The 14,663-nt window shown below is 71.1% G+C and carries 16 protein-coding genes; 3 read left to right on the top strand and 13 right to left on the bottom strand.

Features of this window, described 5'->3' with window-relative positions; genetic code table 11:
- Positions 1-22: 22 nt before the first annotated feature.
- The 7 genes from cysS to ACLJQE_RS01670 all read right to left on the bottom strand — a co-directional run bounded on the left by cysS (position 23) and on the right by ACLJQE_RS01670 (position 4,686).
- Positions 23-1,411, bottom strand: a complete 1,389-nt coding sequence (cysS, locus tag ACLJQE_RS01700) for a cysteine--tRNA ligase (RefSeq protein WP_410637133.1) — start codon at positions 1,409-1,411, stop codon at positions 23-25.
- A 41-nt stretch (positions 1,412-1,452) separates the two neighbouring features.
- The gene (locus ACLJQE_RS01695) at positions 1,453-2,139 is read right to left on the bottom strand and encodes an HAD family hydrolase (protein ID WP_410637132.1); all 687 of its coding nucleotides are present in this window, start codon (positions 2,137-2,139) and stop codon (positions 1,453-1,455) included.
- A gap of 57 nt (positions 2,140-2,196) precedes the next feature.
- Positions 2,197-2,592 (bottom strand): PPOX class F420-dependent oxidoreductase, encoded by a 396-nt coding sequence (locus ACLJQE_RS01690; protein WP_410637131.1) that lies wholly within the window; start codon positions 2,590-2,592, stop codon positions 2,197-2,199.
- Positions 2,593-2,602: 10 nt separating this feature from the next.
- The gene (locus ACLJQE_RS01685) at positions 2,603-2,998 is read right to left on the bottom strand and encodes a PPOX class F420-dependent oxidoreductase (protein WP_410637130.1); all 396 of its coding nucleotides are present in this window, start codon (positions 2,996-2,998) and stop codon (positions 2,603-2,605) included.
- 63 nt (positions 2,999-3,061) lie between these two features.
- Positions 3,062-3,529, bottom strand: coding sequence for a 2-C-methyl-D-erythritol 2,4-cyclodiphosphate synthase (gene ispF / locus ACLJQE_RS01680; RefSeq protein ID WP_410637129.1), 468 nt, complete (start codon positions 3,527-3,529; stop codon positions 3,062-3,064).
- On the bottom strand, positions 3,526-4,140 hold the full coding sequence (locus ACLJQE_RS01675; RefSeq protein ID WP_410637128.1) for a 2-C-methyl-D-erythritol 4-phosphate cytidylyltransferase: 615 nt from the start codon (positions 4,138-4,140) through the stop codon (positions 3,526-3,528). Before ACLJQE_RS01675 ends, ispF begins: the two co-directional genes overlap by 4 nt.
- A gap of 54 nt (positions 4,141-4,194) precedes the next feature.
- On the bottom strand, positions 4,195-4,686 hold the full coding sequence (locus ACLJQE_RS01670) for a CarD family transcriptional regulator (protein ID WP_004559016.1): 492 nt from the start codon (positions 4,684-4,686) through the stop codon (positions 4,195-4,197).
- Positions 4,687-4,972: 286 nt separating this feature from the next.
- On the opposite strand from ACLJQE_RS01670, the gene ACLJQE_RS01665 reads away from it, so the two are divergent.
- A complete protein-coding gene (locus tag ACLJQE_RS01665; protein WP_410637127.1) occupies positions 4,973-5,668 on the top strand; it encodes a hypothetical protein in 696 nt (231 codons plus the stop codon).
- 39 nt (positions 5,669-5,707) lie between these two features.
- Positions 5,708-7,066 (top strand): DNA repair protein RadA, encoded by a 1,359-nt coding sequence (radA, locus tag ACLJQE_RS01660; protein WP_410637126.1) that lies wholly within the window; start codon positions 5,708-5,710, stop codon positions 7,064-7,066.
- On the opposite strand, the gene ACLJQE_RS01655 is transcribed toward radA, so the two are convergent.
- A complete protein-coding gene (locus ACLJQE_RS01655; RefSeq protein WP_410637125.1) occupies positions 7,067-8,185 on the bottom strand; it encodes a hypothetical protein in 1,119 nt (372 codons plus the stop codon). It lies immediately after the preceding gene.
- Positions 8,178-8,771 (bottom strand): RNA polymerase sigma factor, encoded by a 594-nt coding sequence (locus tag ACLJQE_RS01650; protein WP_410637124.1) that lies wholly within the window; start codon positions 8,769-8,771, stop codon positions 8,178-8,180. The genes ACLJQE_RS01655 and ACLJQE_RS01650 overlap by 8 nt, the downstream gene beginning before the upstream one ends.
- Positions 8,772-8,929: 158 nt before the next feature.
- Here ACLJQE_RS01650 and ACLJQE_RS01645 point away from each other — a divergent pair, with 158 nt between their 5' ends.
- Positions 8,930-9,523: a C39 family peptidase gene (locus ACLJQE_RS01645; RefSeq protein WP_410637123.1), complete on the top strand. Its 594-nt coding sequence runs from the start codon at positions 8,930-8,932 to the stop codon at positions 9,521-9,523.
- Here the strand turns inward: ACLJQE_RS01645 and ACLJQE_RS01640 are convergent.
- From ACLJQE_RS01640 to otsB, 4 genes are all read right to left on the bottom strand, one after another.
- Positions 9,520-10,794, bottom strand: a complete 1,275-nt coding sequence (locus tag ACLJQE_RS01640; protein WP_410638275.1) for an alpha/beta hydrolase family protein — start codon at positions 10,792-10,794, stop codon at positions 9,520-9,522. The genes ACLJQE_RS01645 and ACLJQE_RS01640 overlap by 4 nt on opposite strands.
- A gap of 48 nt (positions 10,795-10,842) precedes the next feature.
- Positions 10,843-11,409 carry an ArsR/SmtB family transcription factor gene (locus ACLJQE_RS01635; protein ID WP_410637122.1) on the bottom strand — a complete coding sequence of 189 codons (567 nt, stop codon included), beginning with the start codon at positions 11,407-11,409 and terminating at the stop codon, positions 10,843-10,845.
- Between the two features lie 99 nt (positions 11,410-11,508).
- Complete coding sequence (locus tag ACLJQE_RS01630) at positions 11,509-12,036, bottom strand: hypothetical protein (RefSeq protein WP_410637121.1); 528 nt, start codon at positions 12,034-12,036, stop codon at positions 11,509-11,511.
- A gap of 89 nt (positions 12,037-12,125) precedes the next feature.
- On the bottom strand, positions 12,126-14,660 hold the full coding sequence (gene otsB / locus ACLJQE_RS01625) for a trehalose-phosphatase (protein ID WP_410637120.1): 2,535 nt from the start codon (positions 14,658-14,660) through the stop codon (positions 12,126-12,128).
- Positions 14,661-14,663: the final 3 nt, after the last annotated feature.

Raw genomic sequence — 14,663 nt, 5'->3', positions numbered from 1 at the left:
GTTCCTTGCGTAGAAAAGCGGTTCAGTCGGACTTGACAGTCCACTGAGGACCGTTGGGGGTGTCCTCCACCACGATGCCCGCCTGCTGGAGGCGGTCACGGGCGGCGTCCGCGCGGGCGAAGTCCTTCTCGGCCCGGGCCTGCTGGCGCTCGGCCAGCAGCCCCTCGACGATCCGGGACAGGGCTTCCTTGGTGGGCGTGTCGGAACCGCCCGCCTCGGACCAGCGCGCGGACAGCGGGTCGAGGCCGAGCACGTCGGTCATCGCGCGGACGGCCGCGGCGAATTCGAGTGCCTTGGAGGTGTCGCCCGCGTCGAGGGCGGCGTTACCGTCTCGCACCGTGGTGTGGACCACGGCGAACGCCTGCGGGGTGGCGAGGTCGTCGTCGAGCGCGTTCGCGAACGCTTCCGGGACCGTGCCGACCGGCACGTCGCCCGACTGCGCGGCGCGGCGCAGGAACGTCTCGATCCGCCGGTAGCCCTGCGCGGCTTCGGAGACCGCGGTGTCGGAGTACTCGATGGTCGACCGGTAGTGCGGCTGGACCAGGTAGTACCGCAGCTCCGGGGCCCGGTAGCGCTCCAGCATGGCGGGGATCGACACGGTGTTGCCGAGCGACTTCGACATCTTCTCGCCCGACATGGTCACCCACGCGTTGTGCAGCCAGAACCGCGCGAACGCGTCGCCCGCCGCGTTGGACTGGGCGCGCTCGTTCTCGTGGTGCGGGAAGACCAGGTCGATGCCGCCGCCGTGGATGTCGAACTCCGCGCCGAGGTACGCCGTCGCCATCGCCGAGCACTCCAGGTGCCAGCCCGGCCGGCCGTTCCCCCACGGCGTCGGCCACGACGGCTCGCCCGGCTTCGCGCTCTTCCACATGGTGAAGTCGCGCGGGTCGCGCTTGCCGCGGGTCGGCGTCTCGCCCTGCTGGACGTCCTCGAGGACCTGGCCGGAGAGCTTGCCGTAGTCGTCGAACGACTTCACCGAGAAGTAGACGTCGCCGTCCGCGACGTAGCCGTGGCCCGCCTCGATGAGGCGCTCCATCAGCTCGACCATCTGGGTGACGTGCCCGGTCGCGCGCGGGTTGATCGACGGCGGCAGGCAGCCGAGCTGCTCATACGCGGTCTCGAAGGCGCGCTCGTGCGTCGCGCCCCACTCCCACCAGGGCCGCTCGTGCTCGGCGGCCTTGGTCAGGATCTTGTCGTCGATGTCCGTGACGTTGCGGACCAGCAGCACGTCCAGTCCACTGTGGACGAGCCAGCGGCGCAGGACGTCGTAGTTCAGGACGCCGCGGACGTGCCCGATGTGCGGCACGCCCTGCACGGTGGCCCCACACACGTAGATCGACGCCGTTCCGCTACGGACGGGGTGGAACTCCCGTACGCTCCGGGTCGCTGTGTCGAAAAGGTGAAGGGCCACCCTCAAAGGGTACGGGTCGGCGTGAGCCGCGTCGCAGGCGGTCAGGCGACGCCGAACCCGCGCAACGCCGTGAGCAGGGCGTCCGGCCGGTCGGCCGTGGGCAGCGGGTCGACCAGCGCGAACTCGCAGCCCAGTGCGCGGGCGCCGCCGTCGGCCTCCTCGCTGTCGCCGACCATCAGCGTCTCGGTGGCCGGGACGCCGAGGGCCGCGACGGCCTTGCGGAAGATCTCCAGCTCCGGCTTGACCGCGCCGACCTCGAAGGACAGCACGAACTCGTCGACGTGGGCGTCCCAGCCGCGGGCGGTGAAGGCGGGCCGGATGTCGAAGGCGATGTTGCTCAGCACGCCGACCTTCAGCCCCCGCTCGGCGGCGGCTTTCAGCGCGGCTTCGGTGTCCGGGTACGGCGTCCACTGGCTGGGATCGATGAGCCGGTCGTACAGCGCTTTCGCTTGGTCGACGTGCGAGACACCGGACTTCTTGAGCACCTCGAGGTACACCTTCCGGTGCAGGGCGGGGTCGCGGTCCCGGTGGTGCCAGGCGTGCGCGTGCTCGGCGTCCAGCTCGACGACCTGCCCGACCGGGGCGGTCATCCGGCGCATCAGCTCGGCCTGCGCCTCGATGTCGAGCGGCTCGCCGTCGTGGTTGGTCAGTTCGGTGAGCCACGACTCGTCCTGCTCGAGCCGGAAGAGCGTGCCGGAGAAGTCGAACAACACCGCCCTGATCGTCATGGCGTTCAGCCTAGCGAGGACGCGGGCACCGCAGCGGCGCCCGCGACCCGCGTCACGTCACGCGGCGTAGCCGGTGACCTTGTCCGGGACCACGCGCACGACCACGCGGACGACCTCCGGCGGTTCGGTGCGGAAGTCCTTGCCGTCGTACTTGTGGGAGAGCTCGTTGATCAGCTCGCGGCCGCCTTCCTCGGTGATTTCGGCGCGGCCGCGGACCTCGACGTACTTGAGCGGGTCGTCGAGGTCGAAGACGGACAGCGAGACCCGCGGATCGCGCCGCATGTTCCGCTCCTTGAGCCGCCCGCGGACGGTCGCGAAGAGGACGGTGTCGCCGTCCCGCTTGGCCCAGACGACGGAGGTCTGCACCGAGCCGTCGGCGTTGATGGTGGCGAGCACCGGGAAGTTCTTGCCGTCGAAGAGCGCCTTCGTGGCCTCGTTGAAAGTCACACCCATGGTCTGGACCCTATTTCACGTTGCCGGCGATTTTTTCCGCTTTCAGGCGCACGATCACCCGCTGGACGTCGGCGCTCTCGTGCGGCGGGTCCTGGGCGAGGTACTTGTGGCTCAGTGCCCGCGGGAGCGCCTTGCCCGGGTCGGGCGTGAGCGTCACGGTGCCGCGCAGCTGCGTGTGCCGGTAGGGGTTCTCCGCGTCGGTGATCGAGACGCTGATGCGGGGATCACGCCGAAGGTTGCGGACCTTCCGGCGGTCCTCGGTCGCGCTGAAGACGAGCTCGCCGTCGTCGAGGCCGACCCAGACGACGGACGTCTGCGGCCCGCCGTCCGGATCGAGGGTGGCGACCGTGGCGAAGTTCCTGCCGTCGACCAGCGCGCGGACGGCGTCTGGGAGAGTGAGGGGCATATCACGCCGAACCGGAGCGGGCCGGCCCCTATTCCGCTCCCCTTCGCTGGAGGTGACGGACCGCTACTCCGCCGTGAGGAGCAGGGCTGTGGCGAAGGCCGCGATGCCCTCGCCGCGGCCGGTCAGGCCCAAGCCGTCCGACGTGGTGCCGGACACGCTCACCGGGCCGCCCACCGCCGCCGACAGCACCTTCTGCGCCTCGTCGCGCCGCTTGCCCACCCGCGGGGCGTTGCCCACGATCTGGACCGTGGCGTTCGCCACCCGCCAGCCCGCCGCCTCGATCAGGACCCGGACCTCGGCCAGCATGTCGGTGCCGTGCGCGCCGTCCATCCGGGGGTCGCCGGTGCCGAACACCGCGCCGAGGTCGCCGAGGCCCGCGGCCGACAGCAGCGCGTCGCACAGGGCGTGAGCTGCGACGTCGCCGTCCGAGTGGCCGGCGCAGCCGTCCGCGTCCGGCCAGCGCAGCCCCGCCATCCAGCACTCGCGGCCCGCTTCGATCGGGTGGACGTCCACCCCGTTGCCGACCCTCACAGCGTCTCCTCGTTCTTCGGTGCCGCCGCGATCGCCTCGGCCAGTGACAGTTCGAAATCGGTGGTGACGCGCATCGCGTCGGGGTGGCCGGGGACCGTCGCCGCGCCGGCGGGGGCGAGCTCCGGCCGGAACGCCGCGAACGCGTAGCCCACCGGCGTCTGGACCGTGCGCAGCCGCGTCCGGTCCTCCGTGCCGACGATCAGCGACGCCGCGTCGGTCACCTTCACCGTGTCGGCCATCGGCAGCACCGGGACCACCACCGGCGCGCCGTCGCGGACCGCGCTGATCACGTCACGCACCGTTTGCGCAGGAATGAAGGCCCGCAGCGCGTCGTGGAGGAGTACAACTGAATCACGGGTGAGTTCGGGCTCGACGGCGGCGAAGGCCTCCCGGAGCGAGCCGGGTACGACCCGGCAGGCGAGGCCGCGGACGGCCTCGGAAAACGACAGCGCACACCGCTGGGGGGCCGCCACGAGCACCAGATCGATCTCCGGTACGTCGAGCAGCCCCCGCACGGTGTGCGTGAGTAGCGCCTCACCATGGACCGGCGTGAGAGCTGACTCTCCGTCGGAGGCATGATGTGCGACGGTCACGATCGCGACGACGTTCATCGGTACGCGATCGTAGAGGCACCCGCCCGCCCGTCGAGCAGGATGCCTCCGGGCTCAGACCGTCGCGGTTTCCAGAACTTCGTCGAGGAGGACCTCAGCCTTGTCCTCGTCGGTGCCCTCCGCGAGCGCGAGCTCGCTGACCAGAATTTGCCGCGCCTTCGCCAGCATGCGCTTCTCACCGGCTGAAAGTCCGCGGTCCTTCTCTCGCCGCCAGAGGTCGCGCACCACTTCGGCCACCTTGTTCACATCGCCGGAGGCGAGCTTCTCGAGGTTGGCCTTGTACCGACGAGACCAGTTGGTGGGCTCTTCGGTGTGCGGAGCACGCAGAACGTCGAAGACCTTGTCCAGTCCTTCTTGCCCGACGACATCGCGGACGCCGACGATTTCGGCGTTGTCAGCGGGCACGCGAACCGTGAGATCCCCTTGCGCGACCTTGAGGACGAGGTACTTCTTTTCCTCGCCCTTGATCACGCGGGTCTCGATGGCTTCGATGAGTGCGGCACCGTGGTGCGGGTAGACGACGGTCTCTCCGACCTTGAAAACCATGTGTCCTCTGCCCCTTTCGCTGACTCCATCCTAGCACGGGCCGCCGGTGCCCACCTAGCGGGCCGGACTCGTCCTCGCAGGTCAGCGGCCTGGTCGGGGGTTGACAAACGTCGGACCCCCGTGCTCACGCAGGTAGCGGCGAAGCGTTTCGTCACAGGCCGGGAATTCCTTTGTGGACGGTTGATCTTGGTCACCGGGCCCCGGCAACCCACACCCGTTCCGCGGCGGAGATCGACCCCGGCTAGTCTTCGGGGCGACGAGGCCGTGAAAAGGGAAGGACTGCGACGTGAGGCTGCAGAATCGTCGCGTGCTCGGCGCGGGCGTGCTGGCGCTCGGTGCCGCGCTCGCGCTCGCCGGGTGCGGGGCCGGCCAGATCACCCAGACCGACTCGCAGCAGCCCGCGGTCAACGGCACGCACGCCCAGGTCAAGACCATCGACCTGCGCAACGCCGCCGTCCAGTACCCGACGTCGGGCCCGGGCTACGCGGCCGGCGCGACCCCGGCGCTGACCCTGACGATCGTCAACCGCGGCGCGCAGGACGACTCGCTCGTCTCGGTGACGACCGAAGACGGCGGCCAAGCGACCATCGAGGGGTCCAAGACCGTCGTCGCCACGCACTCGCTGGTGATCGGCCCGGACCACGCCGTCGAGTCGACGAACGAGGCGCAGCCCACGTCCTCCGGCGCGCCGTCCTCGTCGCCGTCCGCTCCGACGTCTTCGGGGACGCCGACCGGCAGCAGCTCGGCCACCAACAGCCCGGGCAACAACCTGACCGCCACGGCCACCTCCGAGGTCCCGTCGTCCGGCCCCGCCGCGACGCCGACCGCGCCGGAGAAGGTCGGCCAGGCCACCGTGACGCTGCCCGCGCTGAAGCAGCCGTTCTGGCCCGGCCAGGTCATCAAGGTCACGTTCGTCTTCCAGAACGCCGGACCGGTCACGGTCGACCTGCCGATCGCGGCGCCGGCGCACGTCAAGGAGTAGGTCCCCGGTTTTGTCGGTGGTCGCCGATAGCCTCACGGGGTGAAGAAGGGGACCACCTACCGCTGCGCGAGCTGCGGGTACGAAGCGGCCAAGTGGCTGGGCCGGTGTCCGGAGTGCCAGGAATGGGGCTCGTTCGAGGAGCGCGGAGCGCCGGTCAAGCCGGCGATCCAGCGCGTCGCGGCCGGGGCGCCGAGCGCGCCTGCCCGGCCGATCGGCGAGGTCGACGTCGAAGCGGCGCGCGCCCGCCGCACCGGCGTCCCGGAGCTCGACCGGGTGCTCGGCGGCGGTTTGGTGCCGGGCGCGGTGGTGCTGCTCGCGGGTGAACCGGGGGTCGGCAAGTCGACCCTGCTGCTCGAGGTCGCCTACCAGTGGGCCAAGACGGTCGACCGGTCCCTCTACGTCACCGGCGAGGAGTCCGCGGGCCAGGTCCGGTTGCGCGCCGAGCGCACGGGCAACGTCGACGACCGGATGTACCTGGCCGCCGAGAGCGACCTTTCGGCCATCCTCGGGCACGTCGACGACGTCAAGCCGGGGATGCTGATCGTCGACTCGGTGCAGACCATGGCGTCCCCGCAGGTCGACGGCTCACCCGGCGGGGTGACGCAGGTCCGCGCGGTGACGTCCGGGCTGGTCGCGCTGGCCAAGGAGCGCGGGCTGCCGGTGGTGCTGGTGGGGCACGTCACGAAGGACGGCTCGGTGGCCGGCCCGCGCGTGCTGGAGCACCTGGTGGACGTGGTGCTGCAGTTCGAAGGCGACAAGCACTCGACACTCCGGATGCTCCGCGGCATCAAGAACCGGTTCGGCGCCTCCGACGAAATCGGCTGCTTCGAGCTGCAGGAAGAAGGCATCGTCGGGGTGCCGGACCCGTCGGGGCTGTTCATGAGCCACACGGCCGAGCCGGTGTCCGGCACCGCGATCACCGTCTCGATGGAGGGCAAGCGGCCGCTGCTGGGCGAGGTCCAGGCGCTGGTGTCGGCGACGGCGGCACCCCAGCCGCGGCGCGCGGTCAGCGGCCTCGACTCCGCGCGGGTGGCGATGGTGCTGGCGGTGCTGGAGAAGCGCGGCGGGCTGAAACTCGGCGACAAGGACGTCTACGCGGCCACGGTCGGCGGCATGAAGATCACCGAACCGGGCATCGACCTGGCGCTGGTGCTGGCGCTGACGTCGAGTTTCGAGGACGTCGCCCTTTCGCCGCGGCTCGTGTCGGTGGGCGAGGTCGGGCTGGCGGGCGAAATCCGGCGGGTGCCGAGCGTGGGCCGCCGCCTGGCGGAGGCGGCCCGGCTCGGGTTCACGCACGCGCTGGTCCCACCCGACTCGGGCAAGCCACCCGCCGGGATCAGGGTGCTGGAGGTGGCCAACGTCGCGGACGCGCTGAACGCGGCCGGCCACGCGCGCTGATCAGCCCGATGTCTGCGTGATGGCGAACGAGTACACCGCGGCGGGCTCACCGAGGTTCTCCGGCAACGGCGGCTTCGCCTGCCGCGTGGTCGTCGTGCTGCTCGGCGATGCCTGGGAGGTGGTGGTCAGCGGCACCTCGTTGGATCGGGTGATCATGGGGGCGGGCTGCGCCGCGTCCCAGGCGAGCAGCTGAGCCGTCGCCGGGTCGAGGTACAGCCGCTGGCCGGAGTCCTTGGTGCCGAGGACCGTGGCGGGCCTGCCGTCCGGGGTGAGCCCCGGCAGCGCGAACCCGCCGATGACGTCGCTGAAGGCGTCGGACAGCGCGAACCGGACGTCCTTGGGGACCAGCCCTCCCAGCTCCAGGACGCTGCGCACCATGGTGAGCGATTCGGTGGCGGTGCGCATCCGGCCGTCGTCGCCGGAGTCGCCGGAGTCGACGGTGTCGAACCTCAGCCGTTTGATCAGCTTGTCCCGGTCCGGGGTCAGCGAGGCGATGAAGGCGGCGTCGGGCTTCAACCACTTCTGCAGCGGTGTTTTCCAGTGCGGTTTGGCGGTGCCGCCCGCCGGCGGGTCGCCGATGAACGCGCCGCCCGGGCCGAACTCGTCCTTGGGCGTCAGGTTCACCTGGACGTCCTTGGTCCGGTCCGGGCCGAGGCCCTGCACGACGCCCGTCCACATCGTCCGCCGGTGCCAGAGCCCGGTGGGGTCGGCCGGGATCCACAGCTCCACCTTCTCCTGCACCCAGACCGCCTGCCCGTACATGATCTGGGGCACCCAAGCGAGCTTCTGCGCGTAGCGGAACTCGCCGGGCGCGAGCGGGCGGTCGAGGTCGGCGAGCGCGGCGGGCCGGGACGTCTCCGGCGGGCCCGGTGTCCACCGGGCCGCGACGACGCCGAGCCCGCCGACGAGCGTCACCACGGCCGCGGCCGCGGCCAGCCACCGCCACGCCCCGGCCCGCCGAGGCTCGGCGGGCGGCGCCTCTTCGACGCCGGCCGCCGCGAGCAGGGAAGCGCGGGCGAAGGCGAGTCCGTCGTCTTCGCCGACGTCGTCGTGCAGGTCCGCCAGTGCCGCGTCGAGTTCGGCTTCGGACCAGATCTTCCGGACGTTGTCTTCACGCAAGGTCCTGCACCTCCTCGGGAGCCGGGGCGTTCGTCCTGAGCCAGCGTCTGATCCGGTGCAACCGCGACCGGACGGTACCGGGCGGGATACCGAGGGCCTCGGCGACCTCGGCCGGTTCGAGCCCGGCCCACGAGACGAGCAGCAGCGTGTCGCGATCGGCGGGGTTGAGCCGGGCCAGCGCGCCGGCCAGCTGCGCGGCGCGCACCTGGGCGTCGACCTGCTCGGCGACGCGGCCGTCGTGGCCGGCGTGGCTGGCTTCCCCGGTCCGCGCGAGCCGGGCGGTGGCCTGCAGCCCGCGCAGTTCGGACCGCACGTGGTGGCGCAGCAGGTTGGTGGCGATGCCGTAGAGCCACGACCGGGCGGTGCCCAGCTCGGGCCGGTAGCTCTCCCGCCGCCGCAACGCGACCAGGAAGGTCTCGGCGACGAGGTCGTTCGCCGGTTCGGCCCCGACGCGGCGGGCCAGGTAGCGCCGCAGCTGCGCGGCGTGGGCGTCGAAGAGCCGCCCGAACGCCGGCCCGGGCTCGGGTCCGCCCAGGTCCGGGCGGTCGTGCTCCCAGAGCTCCGAACCCTCGTGGATCACCTGCATGCCCCCAGTTGCCCGCAGCCTTCGCGAGCGTTCACGGGGTGAACCTACCTTCGTCGTGGTCCGTCCGGGGGCGGGTGAGGGACAACTGCCGGATTCTGCCGAGATCATCCTCGGGTGAGGTGCTGGCCAACCGGCGCCGCAACTGGGGAAGGATCGTCATGCGCAGATTCCGCCTTGGCTTCGTCACGCTCGTGGCCGCCATGGGGCTCGTCGCCCTGCCCGCCGTGGCCCAGGCCACCACCGAAGCCGTTCTCACCATCCAGTACCAGGTTCAGGAAACCGGGTACTGGTGCGGGCCCGCCGCCACGCGGATCGCCATGTCCGCGCGCACCTCGAACCTGCCGAGCCAGGCCACCCTGGCCGCCCAGCTCGGCACCACCACCAACGGCACCGACTGGATCGGGCAGGTCACCGGCGTTCTCAACCGGGATCTCGGCACCTCCTGGTACGAGACCAAGGAGATGCCGAACGACCCGCCGACGCAGGCCCAGCGCGACCTCCTGTGGCGCGACATCGTGCTGGACATCAACAACGGCTACCCGATCGTCGCCAACATCGTCGCGCCCGCGAACAACCACCCGCCGGGCTACCCGAACTACACGATCTACCACTACTTCACCGTCATCGGCTACGACAGCTCCGACATGACCGTCAAGATCGCCGACCCGGCGAACTTCGGCGGGAACCAGATCTACTGGCTGACCTTCAACCAGCTCGCGACGCTGATCCCGCCGAAGGGCTACTCCGCCTAGACGCCCAGCAGTCCCCAGTAGACCGCCCACGGGACGAACACCACGCCACCGGCCAGCGGGACGCCGATCCGGAGGCTGCGGTGCCGCCACCACGCCACCGCCGTGGCGATGGTGGCGGCCACCGCGCCCAGCGACAGCAGCTGCAGCGCCGGCCACGGCAGCGGACGGCCGGCGACGACCGGCCCCAGCCCCTTGCCCATGCTCGTCTGGATCACCACGTCGACGACCAGGAACCCGAGCACGGCGAGCAGCCCGGTCGCCGTCAGCCAGCGGGCCTGCCGGGCCGCGGGACCGCGCCGGAACAGCGGGTACCAGGCGAACGCCACCAGCAGGAACGCCAGCACGGCGAGCTGCAGCCACGTCGATTCGTACCAGGCGAGCGGCGGCACGGCCGTGCTCGGCCGGTCCTGCGCCGGCGGCGCGTCGGCCGTCGACGTGGTGGGCGGGTTGTTCACCCAGGCGCCCACCAGTTCGAGGTAGCCGGGTGCGTACCCGGGCAGCTTGTCGAAGCCGTCCGTGGTCCGCCGCAGCTGGTGCTGCGCGTCCGGGAAGACGCGCAACGTGTGGTGCGCCACCGATTCCCGGAAGATCCGCACCGCTTCTCCCGGCGGCGTCAGGATGTCCTTCGCGCCCCAGACCCCGAGCACCGGCTGACGCAGGCTCTTCAGCACCGGCACCGGGTCGTAGTACGCCTCCGGGAAGACCCCGCCGCCGACGAGCTGGCGCATCATCGTCGACGACGCCATCCGCACGATCGAGCCGTCCATTTTCAGGCGCCGCAACTGGTTTTCGATCGCCCACGCCTGCTGCCGCGACGGCTCGACGCCGTTCGCGCCCAGCGTCACGACGAAAGCGACGTCCGACGAACGCGAAGCCGCCAGCGGCGCCACCCAGCCGCCTTCGCTCAGCCCCCAGACGCCGACCCGTGCCGGATCGACCTCGGCTCGCTTGCGCAGCACCGAAACCGCCGCCAGCGCGTCGTCCGCCAGCGTCGAGTAGGACCGTTCGAACTGGGAATAGCCCTCGGTGCGCTTGTCGTAGATGAGCGTCGCGATACCTTGCCGCGCAAAGGCTTCCGCCTGATCGCGGTAGTCGTCCCGGCCGTGTTCCCCCGAGCCGTGGACCATCACCAAGCCCGGCAGTTTCGTGCCACCGGGTGGCGCGACGACGGTGCCGTGCAAGGTCACCCCGCCGTTCTGGAACGTCACGTCGTCGTTGGTCACGGAAGCCGCCGACGCCGGTGGCGCCAGCGCCGTGACCGCCAGGATCACCCCGGCCAGCAGAACCCCTCTTCGCATGGAAAACCCCCTGGTGTCATGTCATTCCCCTGGATCCGGGAACGCGAGCCAGCGCACGAGCACGCGCCGCGCTTCCGGTGACCGGTCGCCTTCGGTTCGCCAGTACCGGCGGAACAGCTCCATGTATTCCTGCCAGAGCTGCTGCAGCTCCTCTTCGGTGAGCCACGTGGCGCCACGCGCGAAGAGCAGCGCGTCCGGCCAGCCGCCGGGCAGCTGTTCGCGCTGTTCCGCGAACCGGTTGAGCTTTTCGAGGTCGTCCTCGAACCCCTGCCGCTGCATGTCGTCGAACAGCACCCGGGATTCGGCGCTCTGCTCACTGCGGCGCGGCCAGCGGATGTCCCGCGGCCGCGTCCGCCACCACCGTTCCTTGCCCCGCGCGAGCTCCGGGACGTCCTCGACGAACCCGAACCGGGCCAGTTCCCGCAGGTGGTAACTGGTCGCGCCGGTGTTCTCGCCCAGCGCTTGGGCGAGCTTCGTGGCTGTCGCCGGGCCGGCCGACAAGACGCCGAGTATCCGGCGGCGCAGCGGGTGCGTGACGGCCTTGAGGGCGTCCGGATCGAGCTCTTCCGGTGGTGGAGCGCTGGTCATGGCCCCACCGTAGCCGTGCAAAGAAGATTGTGCAAAGAAATCTTTGCAACTCGGGGCAGGCCGGTGCCCGGCCGTCACCTGTCTAAAATGGATCCGGACTCACCAGATGGGGTGGTCGCTGTACTTCCTGAGCGTCTGCACGGACGGCCGCACGTAGCACAGCCCGGCCAGCAGCCCCGTGGTGGCGAAGGCGAGCGTCGCGAACGTCGTCAGCAGGTCGGGTGCCTGCAGGTCGCGGGTGTCGTTCCAGACCCGGAACACGATCGGCACCGCGAACGAGCCGAGGATCAGCGCCAGCGTCAGGACGTACGTGAACAGCAGCGCACTGCGGGTCGCCGCGGCGCTGGCCACCACCAGGTAGTTGCCGCGGAGGCAGCGGCGGCACGTCAGCACCAGTACCGCGAGCGCCACCACGCCCACCGGCGGCAGCACCGCGGCCGCCTTGCCGAGGAGCGTGTCCGGGAAGGCGTGGCCGTGCACGATGCCCTGCAGGTACGTCGTGAGGCCGAAGAGCAGCACCATCCCGGCGATCATCGAGCAGCCGACCACCACCGAACCCCAGCGCACCCGGTCGGCGAAGCGGGGCGGCAACGGTACGAACTCGACCTGCCCGAAGGTTCCCTGCACCCGGCTCACCTCCAGAACGCTCCGAAGGCCACCATAAGGGCACTGGGTGCCGTCATGGTGGCCTTCGGGGGGCTTTCGGACCGAAAGGGCTAACTCGCCGCCAGCAAGTTGGCGCACCGGATGAGCCCGATGTGGGAATACGCCTGCGGGTGGTTGCCGAGCGAGCGTTCCGCGATCGGGTCGTACTGCTCCGGCAGCAGGCCGGTCGGGCCGGCCGCCGCGACGATCTGGTCGAACAGCTCTTGCGCCTCGGTGCGCCGCCCGGTGAGCAGGTACGCCTCGATCAGCCACGCCGCGCAGATGTGGAAGCCGCCCTCGCCGCCCGGCAGGCCGTCGTCGCGGCGGTAGCGGTACACAGTGGACCCACTGCGCAGCTCCGCCTCGATCGCGGTCACCGTGTGCTGGAAGCGCTCGTCGGCCGGGTCGATCAGCCCGGTGAGCCCGACGAACAGCGAGGCCGCGTCGAGGTCCGTGCCGTCGTAGGCCGTGGTGAACGCCTGGACCTCGTCGTTCCAGCCGTGCGTGAGGACGTCGTGCTTGATCTCCTCGCGCAGGCCGTGCCAGTTGCCCGGGATCTCCCGGCCGTACTGCTCGCCCAGCTTGATCGCGCGGTCGATGGTCACCCAGCACATGACCCGCGAGTAGACCCGGTGGCGCGGCACGTGCCGTTCCTCCCAGATCCCGTGGTCCGGCTCGTTCCAGCGCCGAGTCACGGCTTCCGCCATGGCGCGCACCATCTGCCAGTCCTCGTCGCGCAGCTCGTGCCGTGCCGACGCGAGCGTCTGCACGAGCTCGACGACCGGGCCGAAGACGTCCAGCTGCACCTGGTGGTTCGCCAGGTTGCCGACGCGAACCGGGCGGGAACCGGCATAACCGGGCAGCGACTCGATGACCGCTTCGGCGCCGATGACGCTGCCGGCGAGGGTGTACAGCGGGTGCAGCCGCTCCGGGCCCGCCAGCGTGGCCAGCACGCCGTGCAGCCACCGCAGGTAACCCTCGGCCTCCTCGATCGAGCCGAGGTGCACGAGCTCCCGCACGGTCATCGCGGCGTCGCGGATCCAGCAGTAGCGGTAGTCCCAGTTGCGGACGCCGCCGATCTCCTCGGGCAGCGACGACGTCGCCGCCGCCAGCACGCCGCCGGTGTCGGTGTTGACCAGCCCGCGCAGCGTCAGCGCCGAGCGCAGCACCAGGTCGGTCTGCACGGTCGGGAGCTGCAGCTTCGACGTCCACTCGCTCCAGTAGCGGCCCGCGCGGTCCCGGCGTTCCACTTCGGACAGTTCGTGCGGGCCGAGGTCCGTGGTGCCGCAGCGCAGCTCCAGCACGACCGGCTGGGTCGGCGTCGGCTGCACCAGCGCGGCCGCGGTGTCGTGCAGGCCGTCGGAGGTGATGGTCCACTCCACCCCCGGCGAGTACAGCACGAACGGCTCCGACGTGCCGAGCACCCGCACGCCGCCCTCGGTGACCTCCAGCTTCACCGGCACGCCGCCGAACTCGGGCCGCGGCGCGAACCGGACGCTCGCCGCCGCCTCGCCCGAGATCACGCGCACGAGGTCCGTGCGGTGCGGCGCGCTCTCCGGCTCGAGGTAGTCGGTGACGAGCAGGCGCGACCAGCGCGTCTCGACCGTCATCGTGTTCGGCAGGTAGCGCTGGCCGAGCGGGAGGCCGTTGCGGTGCGGCTTGATGGAGAAGTGGCCGGCCGCTTCGCCGCCGAGCAGGTCGGCGAACACCGCGGGCGCGTCCGGCCCGGGGTGGCAGAGCCAGGTCAGCTTGGCGTCCGGGGTCAGCAGCGCGACCGAACGCTCGTTGGCCAGCATCGACAGCCGCTCGATCGGCGGGGCGGACTCGCCGTAGAGCCAGTTGCGGCGTTCCTCGAGGAGGAAGCCGAGCACCAGCGCGACGTCCACGGTGTCGGGCACGCGGAACGCGGCGAGGGTCTCGCCGTCGCCGACCTTGATGCCCAGGTCGGGGCCGGACAGCCGCGCGAAGGCCTTCTCGTCGGTGACGTCGTCACCGAGGAAGATCGCCGCCGTGGCGCCCACCTGGTGGCGCAGGATGTCCAGTGCGCGGCCTTTGTCCGTTTGGACGACCGCCAGCTCGACCACCTCCTTGCCGTCGGTGGTCGACACGCCATCCCACGTGGACGGTCCGGAGTGGACGGCCGCGAGCACGCGGCGGCCCGCCTCGTGCTCGGCGCGGCGCACGTGCACCGCGATGCTGGCCGGTTTGACCTCCAGCGACACGCCCGGGACGTCCAGCACGAGTTGTTCGAGCTCGGACTCCAGCCGCCGGTGCAGCTCCCGCGCCTTCTCGTCGAGGGCGTGGATGAAGCCGATGTCGAACTCCGAGCCGTGGCTGCCGACGAGGTTCACCTCGGACGGCAGCCGGGAGAGCGTGGCCAGGTCGCGCAGGGCGCGGCCGGAGATGACCGCCGTGGTGGTCTCGTGCAGACCGGCGAGCGATCGGAGGGCCCCGACGGACTCCGGCAGCGGACGTGCCTCATCCGGGTTGAGCGTGATGGGTGCCAGCGTGCCGTCGTAGTCGCAGGCGACCAGCAGACGCGGAGAACGGGCGATCTGGACGATCGCGCGCCGTAGCTCGGCAGGCAGGGCCTCGGCAGTCAACACTCC

This window comes from Amycolatopsis sp. lyj-346, from assembly GCF_046548975.1.
GTDB lineage: Bacteria > Actinomycetota > Actinomycetes > Mycobacteriales > Pseudonocardiaceae > Amycolatopsis.
This window is presented reverse-complemented; position numbering and strand designations above follow the sequence as displayed.